21 protein-coding genes and 2 other annotated features are annotated in these 21167 nt (G+C 28.7%); of the genes, 19 read left to right on the top strand and 2 right to left on the bottom strand.

The annotated features are described in order from the left end of the window. Positions 1-26: 26 nt before the first annotated feature. The 12 genes from rpsP (at position 27) to queC (ending at position 8043) form a co-directional block, all read left to right on the top strand. A complete protein-coding gene (rpsP, locus tag VLM92_RS07680) occupies positions 27-293 on the top strand; it encodes a 30S ribosomal protein S16 (RefSeq protein ID WP_042271969.1) in 267 nt (88 codons plus the stop codon). A 24-nt stretch (positions 294-317) separates the two neighbouring features. Beyond that, the gene (locus tag VLM92_RS07675) at positions 318-545 is read left to right on the top strand and encodes a KH domain-containing protein (protein ID WP_325275749.1); all 228 of its coding nucleotides are present in this window, start codon (positions 318-320) and stop codon (positions 543-545) included. Between the two features lie 108 nt (positions 546-653). Further along, a complete protein-coding gene (rimM, locus tag VLM92_RS07670) occupies positions 654-1166 on the top strand; it encodes a ribosome maturation factor RimM (RefSeq protein WP_325275748.1) in 513 nt (170 codons plus the stop codon). 8 nt (positions 1167-1174) lie between these two features. Further along, the gene (gene trmD, locus VLM92_RS07665) at positions 1175-1867 is read left to right on the top strand and encodes a tRNA (guanosine(37)-N1)-methyltransferase TrmD (RefSeq protein WP_325275747.1); all 693 of its coding nucleotides are present in this window, start codon (positions 1175-1177) and stop codon (positions 1865-1867) included. 105 nt (positions 1868-1972) lie between these two features. Next, a complete protein-coding gene (gene rplS, locus VLM92_RS07660) occupies positions 1973-2326 on the top strand; it encodes a 50S ribosomal protein L19 (protein ID WP_325275746.1) in 354 nt (117 codons plus the stop codon). A 301-nt stretch (positions 2327-2627) separates the two neighbouring features. Then, a complete protein-coding gene (gene ylqF, locus VLM92_RS07655) occupies positions 2628-3521 on the top strand; it encodes a ribosome biogenesis GTPase YlqF (protein WP_325275766.1) in 894 nt (297 codons plus the stop codon). 369 nt (positions 3522-3890) lie between these two features. After that, a complete protein-coding gene (locus VLM92_RS07650) occupies positions 3891-4892 on the top strand; it encodes a 2-hydroxyacyl-CoA dehydratase family protein (protein ID WP_325275745.1) in 1002 nt (333 codons plus the stop codon). Then, complete coding sequence (locus VLM92_RS07645; RefSeq protein ID WP_325275744.1) at positions 4889-5650, top strand: acyl-CoA dehydratase activase; 762 nt, start codon at positions 4889-4891, stop codon at positions 5648-5650. Before VLM92_RS07650 ends, VLM92_RS07645 begins: the two co-directional genes overlap by 4 nt. A gap of 17 nt (positions 5651-5667) precedes the next feature. Next, positions 5668-6099, top strand: coding sequence for a 6-carboxytetrahydropterin synthase QueD (gene queD / locus VLM92_RS07640; RefSeq protein WP_325275743.1), 432 nt, complete (start codon positions 5668-5670; stop codon positions 6097-6099). 1 nt (position 6100) lies between these two features. Then, positions 6101-6766 carry a putative 7-carboxy-7-deazaguanine synthase QueE gene (gene queE / locus VLM92_RS07635; protein WP_325275742.1) on the top strand — a complete coding sequence of 222 codons (666 nt, stop codon included), beginning with the start codon at positions 6101-6103 and terminating at the stop codon, positions 6764-6766. A 5-nt stretch (positions 6767-6771) separates the two neighbouring features. Next, entirely contained in the window at positions 6772-7362 is a 591-nt protein-coding gene (folE, locus tag VLM92_RS07630; RefSeq protein WP_325275741.1) for a GTP cyclohydrolase I FolE, read from the top strand. A gap of 24 nt (positions 7363-7386) precedes the next feature. Next, positions 7387-8043 carry a 7-cyano-7-deazaguanine synthase QueC gene (gene queC / locus VLM92_RS07625; RefSeq protein WP_325275740.1) on the top strand — a complete coding sequence of 219 codons (657 nt, stop codon included), beginning with the start codon at positions 7387-7389 and terminating at the stop codon, positions 8041-8043. A gap of 60 nt (positions 8044-8103) precedes the next feature. On the opposite strand, the gene argJ is transcribed toward queC, so the two are convergent. Then, complete coding sequence (argJ, locus tag VLM92_RS07620) at positions 8104-9318, bottom strand: bifunctional glutamate N-acetyltransferase/amino-acid acetyltransferase ArgJ (RefSeq protein ID WP_325275739.1); 1215 nt, start codon at positions 9316-9318, stop codon at positions 8104-8106. A gap of 148 nt (positions 9319-9466) precedes the next feature. Further along, positions 9467-9678, bottom strand: a binding site (T-box leader). Between the two features lie 8 nt (positions 9679-9686). Then, a complete protein-coding gene (gene argC, locus VLM92_RS07615) occupies positions 9687-10724 on the bottom strand; it encodes an N-acetyl-gamma-glutamyl-phosphate reductase (RefSeq protein WP_325275738.1) in 1038 nt (345 codons plus the stop codon). A 360-nt stretch (positions 10725-11084) separates the two neighbouring features. Next, positions 11085-11297, top strand: a binding site (T-box leader). 222 nt (positions 11298-11519) lie between these two features. On the opposite strand from argC, the gene argB reads away from it, so the two are divergent. The 7 genes from argB to VLM92_RS07580 form a co-directional block, all read left to right on the top strand. Next, a complete protein-coding gene (argB, locus tag VLM92_RS07610; protein WP_325275737.1) occupies positions 11520-12404 on the top strand; it encodes an acetylglutamate kinase in 885 nt (294 codons plus the stop codon). Further along, positions 12394-13392: an ornithine carbamoyltransferase gene (gene argF / locus VLM92_RS07605; protein WP_325275736.1), complete on the top strand. Its 999-nt coding sequence runs from the start codon at positions 12394-12396 to the stop codon at positions 13390-13392. Before argB ends, argF begins: the two co-directional genes overlap by 11 nt. A 12-nt stretch (positions 13393-13404) precedes the next feature. Beyond that, positions 13405-14577, top strand: a complete 1173-nt coding sequence (locus tag VLM92_RS07600) for an aspartate aminotransferase family protein (RefSeq protein WP_325275735.1) — start codon at positions 13405-13407, stop codon at positions 14575-14577. A 21-nt stretch (positions 14578-14598) separates the two neighbouring features. After that, positions 14599-15663, top strand: a complete 1065-nt coding sequence (gene carA, locus VLM92_RS07595) for a glutamine-hydrolyzing carbamoyl-phosphate synthase small subunit (RefSeq protein ID WP_325275734.1) — start codon at positions 14599-14601, stop codon at positions 15661-15663. A 3-nt stretch (positions 15664-15666) separates the two neighbouring features. Next, positions 15667-18855: a carbamoyl-phosphate synthase (glutamine-hydrolyzing) large subunit gene (gene carB, locus VLM92_RS07590; protein WP_325275733.1), complete on the top strand. Its 3189-nt coding sequence runs from the start codon at positions 15667-15669 to the stop codon at positions 18853-18855. Positions 18856-19040: 185 nt separating this feature from the next. Beyond that, positions 19041-19907, top strand: a complete 867-nt coding sequence (locus VLM92_RS07585; RefSeq protein ID WP_325275732.1) for a YitT family protein — start codon at positions 19041-19043, stop codon at positions 19905-19907. Positions 19908-20500: 593 nt separating this feature from the next. Then, a partial coding sequence (locus VLM92_RS07580) for a branched-chain amino acid transport system II carrier protein (protein WP_325275731.1) occupies positions 20501-21167 on the top strand: 667 nt, incomplete at its 3' end.

Genomic DNA, 21167 nt, shown 5'->3' with positions numbered 1-21167 from the left:
GACAAAAATTTTCGGAGGTGACTGTAATGGCAGTTAAAATAAGATTAAAGAGAATGGGATCAAACAAGAAGCCTTTCTACAGAATAGTAGTAGCTGATTCAAGATCTCCAAGAGATGGAAAGTTCATAGAAGAGATAGGATTCTACAATCCAGTTTCTCAACCAAAGCAAGTTAAAATAAACGATGAGAAAGCTGTAAAGTGGTTATCAAATGGTGCTCAACCAACTGATACTGTAAAAACTTTATTAGTTAATAACGGAGTAATGGAAAAATTCGAAGCTTCTAAAAAATAATAATTTTAATTAGGAGATGAGTGTATGAAAGAGCTAGTGTTAGATATAGCTAAAGCTCTAGTTGATAATCCTGAAGGTGTAGTAGTTGAAGAAACAAAGGAAAAGGATGAAATAATCTTAAAACTTAAAGTTTCTCAAGATGACATGGGTAAGGTTATCGGAAAGCAGGGCAGAATAGCTAAAGCTATAAGAACTGTCGTAAAATCTGCTGCAAATAGAGAAAATGTTAAAGTTTCTCTTGAGATAGTATAGAAGGATTAGGTATATACCTAATCCTTTTTGTATATAATCACAAAGGAATAAAAGATATGAATTATACACAAAATAAGATCAATTCAAAGCGTAAGGAGAAGCACTAAAATGGATAAGTTAACACACTTTAAAATAGGACAAATAGTTAATACTCAAGGCTTAAAAGGTGAAGTGAGAGTATATACTTATACTGATGATATAGATAGATTTGATGAGTTAGAAACTTTTTATTTAGGTAAAGACCGTGAAAAAACATGGGAAGTAGAAAAGGTTAGATACAAAGGGAATATGGTAATAATGAAAATAAAAGGCATAGACAGAGTAGAAGATGCTGAAAAATTAAAAAATAAATTTATGTATGTATCAAGAGAAGATAGTAGAGAATTACAAGAAGGTGAATTCTTTATATCTGATATGATAGGTATGGATGTATATACAGTAGATGGAGAACACATAGGAGTATTAGATGAAGTACTTCAATATGCGGCTAATGATGTATATGTTGTAAAAGGAGCAGACAATAAAGAATATATGATACCAGCTATGATGAAGTTTGTTCCTACTATAGATATGAACGAAAGAAAAATGATAATAGACCCTATTAAGGGAATGTTAGATTAGGAGATAATATGAGATTTCATATAATGACTCTTTTCCCAGAGATATTTAACTCATATATGAGTGAGAGTATAATGAAAAGAGCTGTGGAAAAAGAAAAAGTAGAAGTATACGTATATAATATTAGAGATTTTTCTACTAACAGACACAAAAAAGTAGATGATTATCCATTTGGAGGAGGAGCTGGTATGGTAATGACTCCTCAACCTATATACGACACATATAAGCATATTATAGATATACATAATATAAAAGAGCCTAGGGTTATTTACTTAACTCCTAAAGGAAAAGTACATAATCAAGGTATAGCAGAAGATTTTTCTAAATTAGATGATATAATTCTTTTATGTGGACACTATGAAGGTGTAGATCAAAGAATTATAGATTTAATTGTAACGGATGAAATATCTATAGGAGATTATGTATTAACAGGTGGAGAACTTCCGGCATTAATATTAATTGATTCTATATCAAGGCTTATACCTGGTGTATTAAATCAAAATGAGTCATTTGAAGAAGAATCTTTTAAGGATAATTTGCTAGAATATCCTCATTATACAAGGCCAAGAGAGTTTATGGACTTAGAAGTTCCAGATGTTTTATTATCTGGAAATCATAAGAATATAGATAAGTGGAGAAATGACGAATCTATTAGAATTACTAAAGAAAGAAGACCGGATTTGTACAAAAAAGCTTGTAAATAAATAAAATATATAGTATAATTTTAAATGTTGAAAAAATAAACGGGCATTCCTCTTTTTACACATATGAGGTAATTAAGAATGTCTATGATACTAGGAGGAAGAAAAATGAACGAATTATTAAGATCATTAGAACAAGAACAATTAAAGAACGAAGTTCCTAACTTTGGACCTGGGGACACTGTTAAAGTACACGTTAAAATAGTTGAAGGTAAGAGAGAAAGAATACAAATATTTGAAGGATTTGTATTAAAGAGACAAGGTGGAGGAATAAAAGAAACTTTCACTGTTAGAAAAATATCTTTCAACGTAGGTGTAGAAAGAACTTTCCCAGTTCATTCTCCAAGAATAGAGAAGATAGAAGTAACTAGAAAAGGTAAAGTAAGAAGAGCTAAATTAACTTACTTAAGAGGTAGAGTTGGTAAAGCTGCTAAGATAAAAGAAGCTAGAAACGCTAGATAATTAAACTTTACTATAAATTTAAAGGACTGATTTTGTCAGTCCTTTTTAATGTACATATTTATTTATGTAAAGAAAAGGATACTAAAAGATAGTATCCTTTTTAAAATTATATGTAAGAATGGATAATTTCTATATATAAGAAAAGGTTTAAAATGTAAACATTATAGAAATAATAGAAGTAGTACACTATAAAATATTAGACAAGCATAAAAAACAATAATATGGTATAATGTATAAGTTAAAGTAAAATGAGCGAAGTAGTTTACATAAAGGAGTGATAATTATGGCAAGAGGAGATAAGATGAGGGTCGATTACGATGAATATCTTGTGGACGACAATTTACATATAAACTGGTATCCGGGGCACATGAAGAAAACTAAGGATTTAGTTAGAGATAACTTAAAGTTGGTTGACGTTGTAGTAGAACTTTTAGATTCTAGAATACCGTTTAGTAGCAAAAATCCAGATATAGATAAACTTGCAGGAAATAAGCCTAGAGTTGTTATATTAAATAAATGTGATTTAGCGGATAGGGCTAAATTAGATAAATGGATAAAATATTATAAAGATCGTGGAATCAAAGCTATACCTATGGATACTATGAAAGGTGTAGGCTTAAATAAGATAGTGGATGAATGTAGAAATGCAGTTAAGGATAAGATGGATGCATTAATAGAAAAAGGTAGAAAAGAAAGACCGATAAGAATAATGATAGTTGGAGTTCCTAACGTAGGGAAGTCTTCTATTATAAATAAGTTAACGGGTAGAAAAAGTACTGTAACAGGAGACAAGCCAGGAGTAACTAAAGGTAAGCAATGGGTAAGATTAAAAGGAAATTTAGAGCTATTAGATACTCCAGGTATACTTTGGCCTAAATTTGAAGATCAAGAAGTTGCTCTTAACTTAGCATTCAGTAGAGCTATAAAAGATGAAGTATTAGATATAGAAACTTTAGCACTTAAGCTTATAGGAAAGCTTATGGTTATAGAGCCAGAAAAATTAAAAGCTAGATATAAGTTAGAATCTTTAGGTGAAACTGATTTAGAAACTATGAATATGATAGGTCGTAAAAGAGGGTTTATAACTGGAAGAAAAGAACTTGATTATACTCGTATAGCTACGACTGTTTTAAATGAATTTAGAGAAGGTAAAATCGGTAAAATAACTTTAGAAGTTCCAGAAGATATTAAATAGTAATTATAAGGTGGAGCGGGATTCTGTAAGAATCGTCTCCACCATTGAAATCAACAAAGATATTTAAAAATCTAGTACCAGTGTTTTCAGTAATGACTACTGATCTTTAAAATATATTACCATTGTTTTTAGAATCATCAAGTTATTAAAATGGACTAAAGTACCAAAGATTAAATGATGAATTAAATATAATTGAAAAGCTTAGAAATTTATGTTATACTTATCTTCGACAACAAAATGAGACAGTTCGTAACCATCCTGTCTATAAACAAAACTAGGATATACTACCATTTTGGGTAGGTTTTTTGTTTATAGGGCAGTTGTGCTCTTTTTTTGTGTCCTTTTTAATAATCTAAGGAGGATATTATTATGAAAAAAATAGGTTTAACTACTACTGTTCCTGTAGAAGTTTTACTAGCTGCAGGATACAAGCCAATAGATTTAAATAATCTTTTTATAACTTCTAAAGATTATTCGAAATATATAGATATAGCTGAAAGAGATGGATTTCCGAAAAGTTTATGTGCCTGGATAAAAGGAATATATGGAGCTTGCATAGAGAATGATATTAAGGAAATAGTTGGAGTTATGGAAGGTGACTGTTCTAATACAAAAGTACTTATAGATGTACTTAAGTTAAGGGGTATTAAAGTCTATCCATTTTCATTTTCTCACAGCCATAAAATACAAGATGTAGAAAATGAAATAAATAAATTTATGAATGTTTTTGGTGTGGAAATTGAAGATGTTGAAAATGTAAGAAAGAGATTAAGTAGAGTAAGAAATTTATCAAAAGAAATTGATAAGTTAACATATATAGATAATAAAGCTAATGGATTTGAAAATCATTTATATCAAGTAAGTTTAAGTGATTTTAATGGTGATGTAGATAATTTTGAAGATGAGCTTAAAAATGTTATCTCAAATATTAGAAAAAGAAAGCCTGACGAGAAAAAAATTAGATTAGGATATATTGGAGTTCCTCCTATGACGGGAGATTTATATGAATTTGTAGAGATGTTTGATGCTAAATTTGTATACAATGAGGTTCAAAGAGAGTTTGCTTTTCCAAGATGCGATAAAGCAATAAATATATATGAACAATATTATGATTATACTTATCCTTATGACATTGATTTTAGAATACTTGAATTAAAAAAGCAAATAATAGAGAGAAAGCTAGATGGTATAATTCACTATACTCAAGCTTTTTGTCATAAAGCTGTTGAGGATATTGTTTTAAAGCAAAAACTAGATATCCCTATATTAAATATTGAAGGGGATAAAATAAATATATTAGATGCTAGAACTAAGCTTAGACTAGAAGCTTTTCTTGATATGCTGTCAGATTTAAAGGGAGGGCTTATATGAGAACATTAGGAATAGATCTTGGTAGTAGAGAAGTGAAGATTGTAGTAATGGAAGATGATAAGATAATTAAAAAGCAAAAGATAAGTACAATGTCTTTTTATAGAGATTATTGCAGTTTTGATGGAAAGATTATTGTAGACTTAAATAAGCTTAATATAGATAATATTGATAGAGCTGTATCAACAGGATATGGTAGAAATAATACAGACCTTAATAAATTTACAGCAATAAATGAAATTAAAGCTCATGTTTATGGTGCTTTTTATCAAACAGGATTAAAAGATTTTATTCTTTTAGATGTAGGTGGACAAGATGTCAAAGTAGTTAAGGTTGAAAAGGGAATTGTTACAGATTTAGAGCTAAATGAAAAATGTGCTGCTTCTTGTGGTAGGTATTTAGAAAATATGGCAAATGTATTAGAAATGTCTTTAGATGAAATGAGTAAATATTATGAAAATCCTGTAGAGCTTAATTCAACATGTGCAGTATTTTCTGAATCAGAACTTATTGGAAAAATAGCTGAAGGAATTAGTGTAGAAAGATTATGTTCAGGAGTTAATTATTCTTTATATAAAAGATTAAAACCACTTTTAACAAAATTTAAAGGAAGACAATTAGTATTAACTGGTGGCGTTGCTAATAATATTGGAATAAGGAAGTACCTTAAAAATGATTATGATGAGATAGTTTTTGTTGAGGATACTCAGTTTAATGGAGCAATCGGATGTTGTTTTTATGCAAATAATTTTACGAGATAATTTTAGGAGGAGTATATATGTATATATTAAAGGCAGAACATAGTTTTGATAGTGCGCATTTTCTTTCAGGCTATAAAGGTAAATGTGCTAATATTCATGGACATAGATGGAGAGTACAAATTGAGGTTCAATCAGAAACATTAGTAAATGGTGGACAGCTTGATGGAATGGTAATAGATTTTGGTGATTTAAAAAGAGATGTTAAAGACATGGTTGATTTTTATGACCACTCATTAATTATACAAGAAGGTACTATGAGAAAAGAAACTTTAAATTGTATTATTGAAGATGGATTTAAATTAATAGAGGTTAAGTTTAGACCAACGGCAGAAAACTTTGCAGCCTTTTTCTTTAACTATATGAAAGAAAAAGGTTATAACGTAAAAAGAGCTACTGTATATGAAACTCCTACTAATAGCGCTATATATGAACAAAGTGAGGTGAAGTAGTTTGGAATATAAAGTAGTTGAAAAATTTGTTAGTATCAATGGAGAAGGTCGTTTATCTGGACAACTTGCAGTATTTATAAGATTTAAAGGGTGTAACTTAGATTGTAGTTATTGTGATACAAGATGGGCAAATGAAGAAAATACAACTTATGAGTTAATGACTAAAGAAGATATATATAATTATATAAAATCTACAGAAGTTAAAAATGTAACTTTAACAGGTGGAGAACCTTTAATTCAAGAAGGAATGATGGAATTACTAAGCTTTTTATGCAAAGACGAAAATATATCAATAGAGATAGAAACAAATGGAAGTGTTGATATAGAGAGATTTACTAAAATAGAAAAAAATAGACCAAAGCTTACGATGGATTATAAGCTTTCATTTAGTAATATGGAAGATAAGATGATAGCAAATAATTTTAAATATTTAACTAAAAATGATACTGTTAAGTTTGTAGCAAGTAGTAAAGATTTAGAGAGAACTAAATATATAATAGATAAATATAATTTGATAAATACAACTAATGTATATATCAGCCCTGTATTTGGTGAAGTTGATATGAATGATATTGTAGAGTTTATGAAAAATAACAAAATGAATGGAGCTACATTGCAAATACAACTTCATAAGATTATTTGGGACCCTAATAAAAAGGGGGTGTAGTTAATATGAAGAAAATTAATAAAGAAGAAATAGAAAAGCATATAAGAGGGATATTAATAGCCTTAGGAGAAAATCCAGATCGAGAAGGTTTAAAGGATACACCTAAACGTGTAGCTAGCATGTATGAAGAAGTATTTGATGGAATGTGCTATACAAATGATGAAATTGTAGATATGTTTAATAAAACATTTGAAGATGATTTGTGTGTATCTGAAAATAGCAATGATATTGTGTTTATAAAAGATATTGAAATTTTTAGTCATTGTGAGCATCATTTAGCATTAATGTATAATATGAAGGTATCGATAGCTTATGTACCTAATAAAAAGGTTATTGGTTTAAGTAAAATTGCAAGAATAGCTGATATGGTAGGACGAAGACTTCAATTACAAGAAAGAATAGGGACGGATATAGCTGAAATCATGGAAAAAATAACTAATTCAGCGGATGTTGCTGTTATTATAGAAGGTGAACATGGTTGTATGACTACTAGAGGAATAAAAAAGGCTAATTCTAAAACAATAACTACTACATTAAGAGGAAGATTTAATACTGATATAATTTTGAATAATAAATTAATGATGCTATATAAATAATAACGAAATGGATGGTGTTGCTTCATGAACAAAGATAAAGCAATTGTTGTTTTTAGTGGTGGACAAGATAGTACAACTTGTTTATTTTGGGCAAAGAAAAAGTTTAAAGAGGTTATAGCGCTATCTTTTGATTATAATCAAAAACATAAGCTAGAACTTGAATGTGCAAAGGACATTTGCAAAAAATATAATGTAGAACATCATATTCTAGATTTAAACTTATTAAATCAACTAGCACCAAACTCATTAACTAGACAAGATATAGTAGTTGATAAAGATACGACTAGTGATAAACTTCCAAATTCCTTTGTAGACGGAAGGAATTTATTATTTTTATCATTTGTAGCGGTATTTGCCAAACAAAGAGAAATAAACCATATAATAACAGGGGTATCACAAAGTGATTTTAGTGGATATCCTGATTGTAGAGATGTGTTTATAAAATCTTTAAATGTAACATTGAATTTATCTATGGATTATCAATTTGAAATTCATACTCCGTTAATGTGGATTAATAAAGCTGAGACTTGGAAAATGGCAGATGATTTAGGAGTACTTGAAATAATTAAGGAAGAAACATTAACTTGTTATAACGGAATTAAAGGTAATGGATGCGGAGAATGTCCAGCTTGTAAATTAAGAAAGAATGGATATTTAGAATTTAAAAATTTAAGCTTATAATTAAAACATAAAAAAATATAGATTAAAAAATAAGTAAAGGAAAATTCCTTTACTTATTTTTTATGATCTATAAGAACCATTTATTTTTACATAATCATAGGTTAAATCACAACCCCAAGCTGTTGCACTATATTCACCATCTTTTAAATCTATTGTTATATTTATATTCTTTTGATCTAGTATATCTTTAGCTAATTCTTCATTAAAACAAAGCCCTTTGCCATTTTCAACAAGTTGAACTGTTCCAACATCATTTTTAAAGAATATATCTATTTTTTCAGGATAAAATTCCCCATCTGAATAACCTAAGGCACAAAGAATTCTTCCCCAGTTGGCATCACTTCCAAAGAATGCTGATTTTACTAAACTCGATGAAATAACTGATTTAGCACATAATTTAGCATCCTTCACGGTTTTTGCATTGTATAAAGAAACTTCAATTAATTTTGTAGCACCTTCACCATCCATGGCAATCATTTTAGCAAGTTCTTTATTTACAAAATCCAAAGCTTCTTTAAACTTAATAAAGTCATCATTTTCATTATCTATTAAAGAATTTTGAGCTGAACCATTTGCCATAGCTATAACCATATCGTTAGTACTAGTATCTCCATCAACAGATATCATATTATATGAATCTTCAACGCTATCTTTTAATGCTTTAGAAAGCATTTCTTTAGATATATTTACATCACTAACTACAAAACTTAGCATAGTAGCCATGTTGGGATGTATCATTCCAGAGCCTTTTGAAATACCGCTTATTAATATGTTTTTTCCATCTATTTCTATTTCAACAGTTATTTTTTTAGTAAAAGTATCTGTAGTCATTATAGCTTCAGCCGCAGATTCTCCACCTGTATATGACAATGAATCACATGCCTTTTTTATTCCAGGAATAATAATATTCATAGGAAGAGGAACACCTATTATTCCAGTAGATGCTATTAATACTTCTTCAGGAGATAATCCTAAACAATCAGCTGCAGTTGTAGCCATAGTATAAGCATTATTTAATCCTTCATCACCAGTACAAGCATTAGCATTTCCACTATTAACTACTATAGCCTGTGTATTGAATGATTTTATGTTTTCCATATTTAAAATAACTGGTGCTGCTTTAACCTTATTTGTAGTAAAAGTACCAGCAGCTACAGATTTTTTTTCACTGTATATTATACATAGATCTTTTCTTTTTTTCTTTACACCACAATGTATACCTATTGCCTTAAAATAAGGAACATCTGTAATAGTTTTGTTTTCTAATATTTTCATAATAGTTACCCCTTCTTTTGTAATAAAACATAATTTTTTTGAGAATTATATAATAGTTTTGTTGACATTTACTACGAAAAATATACATTTATTTATAAGTTTAAAAATATATAATTTTTGTATTAAAAAACTCCCGCCTCTTGAAAAATCAAGAGACGGGAGTTATCCCGCGTTACCACTCTTGTTGATATAAAAAATTATATCCACTCTATCCCTTTAACGGTGGAATCCGTATTTTCCTACTTGGTTTCAGAAAATCTCCTTTAGGACTCTCTTCAATATAGCTATGTTGCTAGACTCACACCAACTCTAGCTCGCTGAAACAATTGCTGTATCTACTTTTCCTATCATAGGATTATATTATATATTTATGGGAACATAGATAATAAATCTAATCCCATATTTTCATCTATCCCAAACATAATATTCATATTTTGAACTGCTTGTCCTGCAGCTCCCTTTATTAAATTATCTATTGTTGATATTACTATTACTTTTTTTGTTCTTTTATCAACTCTTATACTAATATCACATATATTTGAACCCTTAACCCATTTTGTTTCTGGTAGATCTTTGATAATTCTTACAAAATGCTCATTTTCATAAAAAGAGCTATATAAATCATGTAATTCTTCTTCAGAAATATCGTTTACTAAATTAGCATAACACGTTGCTAATATACCTCTGTTCATTGGAACTAGGTGAGGTGTAAATGATAAATAGATATCTTCATTAGCAACCTGAGATAATGCTTGTTCTATTTCGGGTGTATGTCTATGAGAAGATATAGCATATGCTTTTATTGATTCATTACATTCTCCATAAAGGGTAGAAACATTTAAACTTCTACCAGCGCCAGATACTCCTGATTTAGCATCTATAATTATAGATGATTTTTCAATAAGGTTATTTTTTAATAAAGGACTTAATGCTAATATACTTGCAGTTGGATAACAACCTGGATTAGCTATTAAATTAGAGTTTTTAATAATATCTCTATTTATCTCAGGTAATCCATACACAGCGTTTGATAATAAATCAACTGCTTCATGGTCAATGTTATACCATTGCTTATAAGCATTTTCATCTTTAAGTCTAAAGTCAGCTCCTAAATCTACAACTTTTACTCCTAAATCTAAAGATTTTTTAACTAAATTAAAAGATTTCCCATGAGGTAAAGCAATAAAAAGAATATCAATTTCATCAAGTCTATTTTCTGCTTCTTCCATGTTTATGCATAACATCTCTAAATTTTTAGAGTAATTACCATAAACTTTAGAAAATGAACTACCTACATAACTGTTAGAAGATAAAAAAGAGATTCTAACATCAGGATGTCTATGTAAAAGCCAAACTAGTTGTTGACCTGCATATCCGGTAGATCCTATTACACCTACTTTAATCACTATATCACCCCTTTTAACAATTTATGTTTTAATTGTTTGAAAGTATTTTAATGCAAATTATACAAAAATCATTTATAACTTGCAATACCCAAAATATTTTTTTAATTAAAAATTCAAGTGTAAATTAAACTAAAAGTTTTGAAAATAGTTAATTTGAGGAGAATCTAAATATCAGATAGAAATTTTTTCAAAGAAGATTTTTCAAAAAATATATTGTAATATTAAAAATATTTTGATATGATACGTATCAATACAAAAAACAATTAATTTTTGAATAAAATAAAATTTAAAAAAAATTTAAAAAATATATTGTAATATTGAAAATATTTTGATACAGTAAATATCAATATAAAAAAAATAGTAAATCCAGTGAAAGGGAAAGTAAATATTGTGATTGTTTCAGCGAGCTAGAGTTGGTGTGAGTCTAGTAACATAACTATATTGAAGAGAGCCCTGGAGGAGATTTTCTGAAACTAAGTAGGGAAATACGGATTCCACCGTTAAAGGGATAGAGTGGGTATAAATTTTTTATACCAATAAGTGTGGTAACGCGGGATAACTCTCGTCGCTTGATTTTTCAAGAGATGGGAGTTTTTTTAATACAAAAATTATGTATTTTTATAATATAAATATATAATTTTTGTATTAAGTATAAGCAAAACCATTTATTGGTGTAAATTGTATACTAACAAGAGTGGTAACGCGGGAAAAATCTCGTCTCTTTATTTTAAGAGATGAGATTTTTTTTGTATAAAAATGCAAAACATAAGAGGGATAATTAAGGAGGGGAAATAAATGAATTGTGAGAAAATATCAATACTTATGGAGGCTTTGCCATATATTAAAAAATTTAAGGGCGAAACTTTTGTAATAAAATACGGTGGAAGCATAGTACAAAATGAAAATTCTAAAAAAGCATTTATAGAAGATGTTGTTTTACTAAAACTTGTAGGAATAAACATAGTAATTGTACATGGTGGAGGACCAGATATTTCAAAGTTTTTAAATAAATTAGATATAGATAGTCAATTTATCAAAGGGTTAAGGGTAACAGATAAGGATACTATGGAAGCAGTAGAGATGATATTATCGTCAAAAGTAAATAAAGACATAACTTCAAAATTATGTATGCATGGTATAGATGCCATTGGTATTAGTGGAAGAGATGGGAATCTAATTCAAGCTAAGAAAACATATATTCTTGAAGGTGATGAAAAGATAGATATTGGATATGTAGGAGAAGTTACAAATATAAATAAAAAAATATTATTAGATTTACTTGCAAAAGATTACTTACCTGTAATATCTCCTATTGGATGCGATTTAGAAGGTAATGTATATAACGTTAATGCTGATTATGTTGCATCTGCTGTAAGTTCTTACTTAAAAGCAGAAAAATTAATTCTTTTAACAGATGTAAAAGGAATATATGGAGAATTGAATGATGAATCAACTTTCATATCACATATAACCGTAGATAAAGCAAGAGATTATATAAAATCAGGAAATATTAAAGGTGGTATGATACCAAAAGTTGAGTGTTGCATTAATGCTATAGAAAGTGGAACAAAAAATATCCATTTGATAGATGGAAGACAAGAACATAGTTTATTGCTAGAAATATTTACAAACAAAGGAATAGGTACAATGATAGAGGGAGGAATTAAAAATGCCAATTAATTTAAAGGGAAGAAGTTTTTTAACACTAAAAGATTTTACTCCACAGGAAATACAATATCTTTTAGATTTATCGAAGGACTTAAAAGCTAAGAAAAGATCAGGGATAAAGGGTAATCTACTGGAGAACAAAAATATAGTTTTACTATTTGAAAAAACTTCCACGAGAACTAGATGTTCATTTGAAGTTGCAGTATTAGATGAAGGTGGTCATGTTACTTTCTTAGGATCTAATGATAGCCAAATGGGAAAAAAAGAATCAATAGAAGATACAGCTAAGGTTCTAGGACGATTTTATGATGGGATAGAGTTCAGAGGTTTCAAACAAGAAACTGTTGAAATTTTAGCACAAAATGCTGGTGTTTCTGTATGGAATGGTTTAACAGATATGTATCATCCAACACAAATATTAGCTGATTTTTTAACAATTATGGAGCATGTAAATAAACCTCTAAATGAAGTTAAGTTTGTTTATGCTGGAGATGCTAGAAACAATATGGGAAATTCTTTATTAATAGGTGCATCTAAAATGGGAATGAATTTTGTTGCTTTAGCGCCAAAATCACTATGGCCATGTGAGGAATTAGTATATGAAATGAAAGAAGTTGCAAAAGAAACAGGAGCTAAAATAACTTTAACTGAAGACATAAGTGAAGTTAAAGGGGCTGATGTAATATATACAGATGTTTGGGTATCAATGGGTGAAGAAGATAAATTTGAAGAAAGAATAAAATTATTAATGCCATATCAAGTAAATATGGACATGATGAATAAAACTGAAAATGCAAATGTTATATTTATGCACTGTTTACCAGCATATCATGACTTAAATACAGACGTGGGTAAAGAAGTATATGAAAAATTCAAAATTAAAGAAATGGAAGTTACAGACGAGATATTTAGATCTAAATATTCAGTTGTATTTGATGAAGCTGAAAATAGAATGCATACAATTAAAGCAGTAATGGTTGCTACTATTGGAAAGATTTAGGGGGGTAAATAAATGCCAAAAGATAGTTTAATGAATACTTACTCAAGATTTGATGTAGTCTTTGAAAAAGGATTAGGTAGTAAAGTTTATGATGTAAATGGAAAAGAATATATTGATTTTGTTTCAGGAGTTGCAGTAAATTGTTTAGGTCATTCTAATCCAGCTATAATAAAAGCTATAAATGATCAAAGTAATAATTTAATGCATGTATCAAATTTATATTGGAATACAAAGCAATTAGAAGTTGCTAAAAAATTATGTAATTATAGTGACCATGATAAAGTATTTTTCTGTAATAGTGGTACAGAAGCAGTAGAAGCAGCTTTGAAGTTGGCTAGAAAATATGGCAAACAAAATGGACGAAATCAAAAAAATGAAATAATATATATGGAAAATTCTTTTCATGGAAGAACACTTGGAGCACTTGCTGTTACAGGACAGGAAAAATATCAAAAAGATTTTATGCCGCTTATGGAAGGCGTAAAAAGTGCCAAATTTAATGACATAGAAGATATAAAAAATAAAATAAATGAAAATACTTGTGCTGTTATAGTTGAGCCTATTCAAGGAGAGGGGGGAATATTAGTTGCACAAATAGACTTTCTAAAAGAAGTGAAAGATTTATGTGAAAAATACGATGCTCTTTTAATATTTGATGAGATACAGTGTGGTATGGGTAGAACGGGGAGTTTATTTGCATATAAAAAATTTGATGTTATTCCAGATGTAATATGTATGGCAAAAGGTTTAGGGGGAGGTTTTCCTATTGGAGCTGTAGTTGCAACACAAAAAGTAGCTAGTGCATTTGTTCCTGGTGATCATGGTAGCACTTTTGGTGGAAACCCTCTTGGGTGTTCGGTAGCATTGGCAGTTTTAGATGAATTGGTGGATAAAGGTGTAGTAAGAGAAGTAAATGAAAAAAGTGAATACATTATAAATAAGGTTTTAGAATTAAAAAATAAATATAATGTTATAAGTAAAATTCAAGGTATGGGGTTAATGCTTGGAATTAAACTGGAGACTGATAAAAGCAAGGTAATTAATAAATGCCTTGAAAAGGGACTTTTATTAGTAGGTGCGGGGGAAGATGTAGTTAGAATAGTACCGGCTTTAAATATTAGTAAGGAAGAAATAGATAAAGGTTTAAATATACTAGATGAAGTTTTATATGAATTATCTAATTAATATAAAGAGAGGTGGTTAATAATGAAAGCAATTTTATATTTAGAAGATGGAAGTATATATGAAGGAAAAGGATTTGGAAAAATAGGAACAACTTTTGGGGAACTTGTATTTAATACATCTATGACTGGATATCAAGAAATACTTACAGATCCTTCTTATGCTGGACAGGTAATAAATATGACTTATCCACTTATAGGAAATTATGGAGTTAATAAAATTGAAAATGAATCATCAAAAGTACATGCAAAAGGATTTATTGTAAAAAATATATCTACAAATCCATCAAATTATATGAGTGAAAATGGGATTGATGAAATGCTGAAAAGTATGGACATAGTAGGCATTTACGGTGTTGACACAAGAAGTATAACTAAAAAAATTAGAAACAGTGGAGTTTTAAAATGTGTAATATCTAATGAAGGTTTATCTATAGATGAGGTAAAAGAGCTTTTAAAATATGAAATAAAAGACGACTGGATGAAGGATGTTAGTACTAAAGAAGTAATTCATATATCGGGAGATGGACCTAAAGTGGCTTTGGTTGATTTTGGTGTAAAAGCTAATATTGTTAATAATTTAAAAATTAGAGGCTGCGATATAACTATATTTCCATATAATGCTTCATTTGAAGATATAATGAGCATAAATCCAAGTGGAGTTTTATTAAGTAATGGACCTGGAGATCCAAAAGAAGTAAAAGAGGCTATAGAAACAGCTAAAAAGCTTATACCAAACATACCTATTTTGGGAATATGTTTAGGTCATCAAATACTTGCATTAGCAGTTGGTGGAGATACTTATAAGATGAAATATGGTCACAGAGGAGGAAATCATGGAGTTTATGATATAGAAAGAGATAAATCATATATTACTTCTCAAAACCATGGTTATGCAGTAGATCCAGAAAGTATAAAAGATAAAGATATGATAGTTACTCATATAAACTTAAATGATAATACAGTAGAAGGAATGAAACATAAATATCTTCCTGTATTTTCGGTACAATTTCATCCAGAAGGTGCACCAGGACCTGAGGATTCATCTTATATATTCGATAAATTTATATCTGTATTAAAGGAGGGATAAGTAATGCCAATAGATAAAAGTATTAAAAAAGTTATAATTATAGGGTCTGGACCTATAGTTATTGGACAAGCAGCAGAATTTGATTATTCAGGAACACAAGCATGTAAAGCTATTATGGAAGAGGGAATAGAAACTATTCTGGTAAATAGTAATCCAGCAACTATAATGACAGATATGAATATTGCAAGTAAGGTATATATAGAACCTCTTAATATAGAAGCTTTAGAAAAAATTATAGAACAAGAAAAACCAGATGGAATTTTAGCTGGTTTTGGTGGTCAAACAGCACTTAATTTAGCTATGGAGTTAAACGAAAAAGGAATATTTGATAAGTATAATGTAAAACTATTGGGTACAGATAGTGACACTATAAAAAAAGCAGAAGATAGAGAGTTGTTTAAACAATTAATGTTAGAAATTAACCAGCCAGTTCCTATGAGTACAATAGCAACAAGTATAAATGATTGTATAGAGTTTGTTGGAAAATCTGGGTATCCTGTAATTATAAGACCTGCCTATACATTAGGAGGAACTGGTGGAGGTATAGCAAATAATTATGAGGAACTTATACCATTATGTGAAAATGGTATAAAAAGTAGCCCTATCGGACAAATACTTCTAGAGCAGAGTGTAGCTGGATGGAAAGAAATAGAATATGAAGTAATAAGAGATAAAAAAGATAACTGTATTATTATATGTAATATGGAAAATATAGACCCTGTAGGAGTTCATACTGGAGATAGTATAGTTGTTGTTCCATCTCAAACGCTAAGAGATAAAGAATATCAGATGCTTAGAAAAGCTTCTATAGATATAATAAGAAGTTTAAAAATTGAAGGTGGATGTAATGTTCAACTTGCACTTGACCCAAATAGTAATAAATATGTTGTAATTGAAGTTAATCCAAGAGTTAGTAGATCTAGTGCCTTGGCTTCTAAAGCAGCAGGTTATCCAATTGCAAAAATAGCAGCTAAAATCGCCATTGGATATAGTCTTGATGAGCTTAAAAATTATGTAACAAAAAATTCTAGTGCTTTATTTGAGCCAAGCTTAGATTATGTAGTAGTAAAGATACCTAAGTGGCCTTTTGATAAATTTAGTAAAGCTACAAGAAAATTAGGGACTCAAATGAAAGCAACTGGAGAAGTTATGGCAATAAGTAGAAGTTTTGAAAGTGCTCTTTTAAAGGCAATAGGATCACTAGAAGCAAATTTCACAGGACTTAGAATGCCTAGTTTAATAAATATGAATAAAGATGAAATAATTGAAAAAATAAAAATGTGTGATGATGAAAGGATATTTGCGCTAGCTCAAGCTCTAAGACTCAATGTATCTATAGATGAAATATTTGAATTAACAAAGGTAGATAAGTGGTTCTTAAATGGTATAAATAATATAGTAAATATGGAAAACAAACTAAAAGAACAAACTATCGATAAAAAACTAATTTATGAAGCACAAGAAATAGGATTTACAGATAAAGAGATATGTGAAATTACGGGAATTGATCCTGAATCACTAGATAAAATTAGAAAAGACAATAATATATATCCAATATATAAAATGGTAGATACATGTAGTGGTGAATTTGTATCTAATACTCCATACTATTATTCTTGTTATGATGAAGAAGATGAAAGTATAGTATCTGATAATAAGAAAATCATGGTTATAGGGTCAGGACCTATAAGAATAGGGCAAGGAATAGAATTTGATTATTGCTCTGTTCATGGAGCCTGGTCAATAAAGGAATTAGGGTATGAATCAATTATTATAAATAATAATCCAGAAACTGTAAGTACAGATTTTGATACTGCAGATAAACTTTATTTTGACCCTCTATATATAGATGATGTTATGAATGCTATAAATAAAGAAAATCCTGAAGGTGTTATAGTTCAGTTTGGTGGCCAAACCTCTATAAATCTAGCTAAAAAACTTTATGAAAAAGGGGTAAATATTTTAGGAACATCTTTTAAATCTATAGATTTAGCAGAGGATAGAGAAAAATTTGGAAACCTATTAAAAAAATTAGATATACCAATGCCAAGTGGAGAAGCTGTAACTAATCTAAAAGATGCTTTAAATGTAGCTAATAATCTAAAATATCCTGTAATAGTAAGGCCTTCATATGTAATAGGTGGACGTGCCATGCAGGTAGTTTATGAGGACAAGGCTCTTGAAAATTATATGAATGAAGCAGTAAGTCTATCAAGTGAATATCCAGTACTTATAGATAAATATGTAAGAGGAATAGAGATAGAAGTAGATGCAATATCTGATGGGGAAAATATATTAATACCTGGAATTATGGAGCATGTTGAAAAAACAGGGGTACACTCTGGAGATAGTATAACTGTCTATCCTACTATAAATTTAGATAATGAAACAATAGAAACATTAGTAGACTATACAAAGAAAATAGCTAAAGAGTTAGAAATAATAGGTCTTGTTAATATTCAGTATGTATTTGATGGGAAAAATATATATGTAATAGAAGTAAATCCTAGAGCTTCAAGAACAGTACCTATACTTAGTAAGGTAACTTCTGTTCCTATGGTTAATATTGCAGTTGAAGTTATGCTAGGTAAGAGTTTAAAAGATTTAGATTATGGAACAGGGCTTATGAAAAATAAAAATTTATATGCAGTAAAGATACCTGTATTTTCAAGTGAAAAGCTACCGAATGTAGATGTATATTTGGGGCCAGAAATGAAATCAACTGGAGAAGTATTGGGAGTAGATAAAGAATTAGATAAGGCTATATACAAGGGGTTTAGTGCGGTAAATCTTAATATTCCTATAAATGGAGGAATATATATATCTTTAAAAGATATAGATAAAGAAGAAGGTTTTGATGTTATAAAGGATTACTATGATTTAGGATTTGATATATATGGTTCAAAGGGAACAAATGATTTTTTAAATGAAAAAGGAATTTGCTCACAAGAAATAGATTTAGATGGATTAAATAATCTTATATCAAATGGAAACATAAGTATAGTAATAAATACTCCGACAAAGGGAAATAATATTGAAACTGAAGGGTTTAAATTAAGAAGAAAAGTAACGGAAAGAAGAATACCTATATTTACATGTATTGATACAGCTAAATTATTTTTAAAAGCTATAAATATAAAGAAAAATAATGAAAAAATAGACTATATACCATTACAGAACTATTTTATATAATAAATATATTTACAAGTGCTATGTTATTTTTATAATATAGCATTTTTTTTAATTTAATATAAATTATAAATATTTTTATTTTTAAATCTTAGCTTAATTAAGTTGACAAATAAATATAAAAGAATTAGTATTTTACTTACAAATTGAAAAAACTATAATTATTAATTGAAAAGGGGATTGCGTTAATGGCTAAGGTAAACACCATATTAGAAGATAATTTGATTGTAAGATATATTGTTATAATAATAGGTATATTTATAAGTGCTATAGGAACTAACGTATTTTTAAGGCCGGCACATTTGCTAAGTGGGGGAGTTCCTGGATTTGCAGTTGCTATAAATTATATAACTGGTTTAAATGTAGGATTACTTACTTTTTTAATAAATATACCTATATTTGTAATAGGTTTTATATACTTACAAAAAGAATTTTGTATAACTAGCTTAATAAATATGATAGTATATTCTTTTATACTTGGTATAACTCAACAATTAGGGCATATTTTAACTATAAATGATTTATTTTTACAAACTATATATGGAGGAATACTTACAGGTATTGGCGCGGGGATAGTTTTTAAAACTAAATCATCTCTTGGAGGAACGGATATAATAGGGGCTATACTTAAGGTAAAGAAAAATATACCTATAAAAAATACAAGTCTTACAATAAACTTCTTTATAGTTTTATTAGGAGCAGCGCTATTTGGATTAAATATTGCTTTATATACTTTAATAGATATGTTCTTAAATGTATCTACAATGAATGTGACTAAGGATGCTCTTAATGAGCAAAAACAAGTTATGCTTATATCTGAAAAAAATGAGGAAATTGCAAAAGAGATAATGTCTACTTTAATTAGAGGGGTAACCTTTATAGATGCAGAAGGGGCCTATACTCATGAAAAGAAAAGAATTATTTATTGTATAGTTGCATCAGGAGAAATTCCAAAAATTAAAGAAATTGCTTTAAAATATGATAAAAAAGCATTTATTTCCGTAAATAATGTAAATGAAGTTAAAGGAAAGGGATTTAAAGAAAAATATTTATAGCGTTTGATATAAAAGAAAAATAAAGATATTATAACAGGTGTAAAAAATGCAAAGATACTTAAATTTGATAATTTAATAAAATAAAAAGAGGATAGTTTAAAACAATTAGATTTTTTGATAACTACAAAGAAGTATAAAATAAATGATTTAGAAAATTAAGTAAAAAATTTAACAGAAAAACTATTAAATAATGTTCAAATTAATGAATAAATAAAAGCCAGCTTAACGGTATTAAGCTGGCTTTTATTTATTCAAACACTTTAAGCTTTGGCAATGGATTAGGTTTTCAAAGTTGTTAGGATATGATTAAAGAGAATTTTGATGATTTGATATCAAAACATATAATCAAATAGAAAATAGAATTAAATTTTAAATTGCAAAAATATTCAAAAGTTAGTAATTCCATAAAATGACAAATAATTAACATTAAGGAAGAAAATTCTGAATATTTAATAAATTTTAAATATTATTGACGTTTTGAAAATATAGATGGTATAATTAATTCGAAATATTAAATTAAATAAAAAGGGATTAAATAACTAAAATTAAAATTTTAATTATTTAAATTCAAATGGATTTAAGGGGGAGTTAATATGAGCAAAACGAATAAAGATGTAGTAATAATAGGATTTGCATTATTTGCTATGTTCTTTGGTGCAGGGAACTTAATATTTCCACCATACTTAGGAGTAGTATCTGGTTCAAGTTGGTTAACTGGATTTGGAGGATTTTTATTAGCTGACGTTGGTTTAGCATTATTAGCAGTAGCAGCAGCGGCTAAGTGTAATGGAGAGTTAAGTGAAGTTCTTGGAAGATCAGGAAAAAACTTAGCTATAGTATTAGGGTCAGCAATAATGATATGCCTAGGACCACTTTTAGCAATACCTAGAACAGCAGCAACAACTTTTGAGATGGGAGTATCACCATTAGCTAGTGGATTCAACCCGATATTATTCTCTATAATATTCTTCTCATTAACTTTTATATTAACTATAAAGCCATCAAAAGTTGTAGATATAATAGGTCAATATTTAACACCAGCTTTATTAGTAGCGTTAGGAGTATTAATAGTTAAAGGTATAATATCTCCATTAGGAGAAATAAGCCCAACTCCTATGATACAAGACATATTTGCAGAAGGTGTTAAACAAGGATATCAAACAATGGATGCATTAGGTGCAGTAGCATTGTCAACTGTTATTATAATATCACTTACAAATAAGGGTTATACTGATCAAAAACAAAAAATTAAAGTAACTA

Origin of the sequence: Romboutsia sp., from assembly GCF_035470145.1 — a bacterium.
Taxonomy (GTDB): domain Bacteria; phylum Bacillota; class Clostridia; order Peptostreptococcales; family Peptostreptococcaceae; genus Romboutsia_D.
Note: the sequence above shows the minus strand (reverse complement) of the source record. Positions and strands in the feature narration are given on the sequence as shown.

Excerpts from the sequence above, each read along its gene's own strand:
- rpsP (WP_042271969.1), top strand. The coding sequence starts at position 27 with ATGGCAGTTAAAATAAGATTAAAGAGAATGGGATCAAACAAGAAGCCT.
- VLM92_RS07675 (WP_325275749.1), top strand. The coding sequence starts at position 318 with ATGAAAGAGCTAGTGTTAGATATAGCTAAAGCTCTAGTTGATAATCCT.
- rimM (WP_325275748.1), top strand. The coding sequence starts at position 654 with ATGGATAAGTTAACACACTTTAAAATAGGACAAATAGTTAATACTCAA.
- trmD (WP_325275747.1), top strand. The coding sequence starts at position 1,175 with ATGAGATTTCATATAATGACTCTTTTCCCAGAGATATTTAACTCATAT.
- rplS (WP_325275746.1), top strand. The coding sequence starts at position 1,973 with ATGAACGAATTATTAAGATCATTAGAACAAGAACAATTAAAGAACGAA.
- ylqF (WP_325275766.1), top strand. The coding sequence starts at position 2,628 with ATGAGGGTCGATTACGATGAATATCTTGTGGACGACAATTTACATATA.
- VLM92_RS07650 (WP_325275745.1), top strand. The coding sequence starts at position 3,891 with ATGAAAAAAATAGGTTTAACTACTACTGTTCCTGTAGAAGTTTTACTA.
- VLM92_RS07645 (WP_325275744.1), top strand. The coding sequence starts at position 4,889 with ATGAGAACATTAGGAATAGATCTTGGTAGTAGAGAAGTGAAGATTGTA.
- queD (WP_325275743.1), top strand. The coding sequence starts at position 5,668 with ATGTATATATTAAAGGCAGAACATAGTTTTGATAGTGCGCATTTTCTT.
- folE (WP_325275741.1), top strand. The coding sequence starts at position 6,772 with ATGAAGAAAATTAATAAAGAAGAAATAGAAAAGCATATAAGAGGGATA.
- queC (WP_325275740.1), top strand. The coding sequence starts at position 7,387 with ATGAACAAAGATAAAGCAATTGTTGTTTTTAGTGGTGGACAAGATAGT.
- argJ (WP_325275739.1), bottom strand. The coding sequence starts at position 9,318 with ATGAAAATATTAGAAAACAAAACTATTACAGATGTTCCTTATTTTAAG.
- argB (WP_325275737.1), top strand. The coding sequence starts at position 11,520 with ATGAATTGTGAGAAAATATCAATACTTATGGAGGCTTTGCCATATATT.
- argF (WP_325275736.1), top strand. The coding sequence starts at position 12,394 with ATGCCAATTAATTTAAAGGGAAGAAGTTTTTTAACACTAAAAGATTTT.
- VLM92_RS07600 (WP_325275735.1), top strand. The coding sequence starts at position 13,405 with ATGCCAAAAGATAGTTTAATGAATACTTACTCAAGATTTGATGTAGTC.
- carA (WP_325275734.1), top strand. The coding sequence starts at position 14,599 with ATGAAAGCAATTTTATATTTAGAAGATGGAAGTATATATGAAGGAAAA.
- carB (WP_325275733.1), top strand. The coding sequence starts at position 15,667 with ATGCCAATAGATAAAAGTATTAAAAAAGTTATAATTATAGGGTCTGGA.
- VLM92_RS07585 (WP_325275732.1), top strand. The coding sequence starts at position 19,041 with ATGGCTAAGGTAAACACCATATTAGAAGATAATTTGATTGTAAGATAT.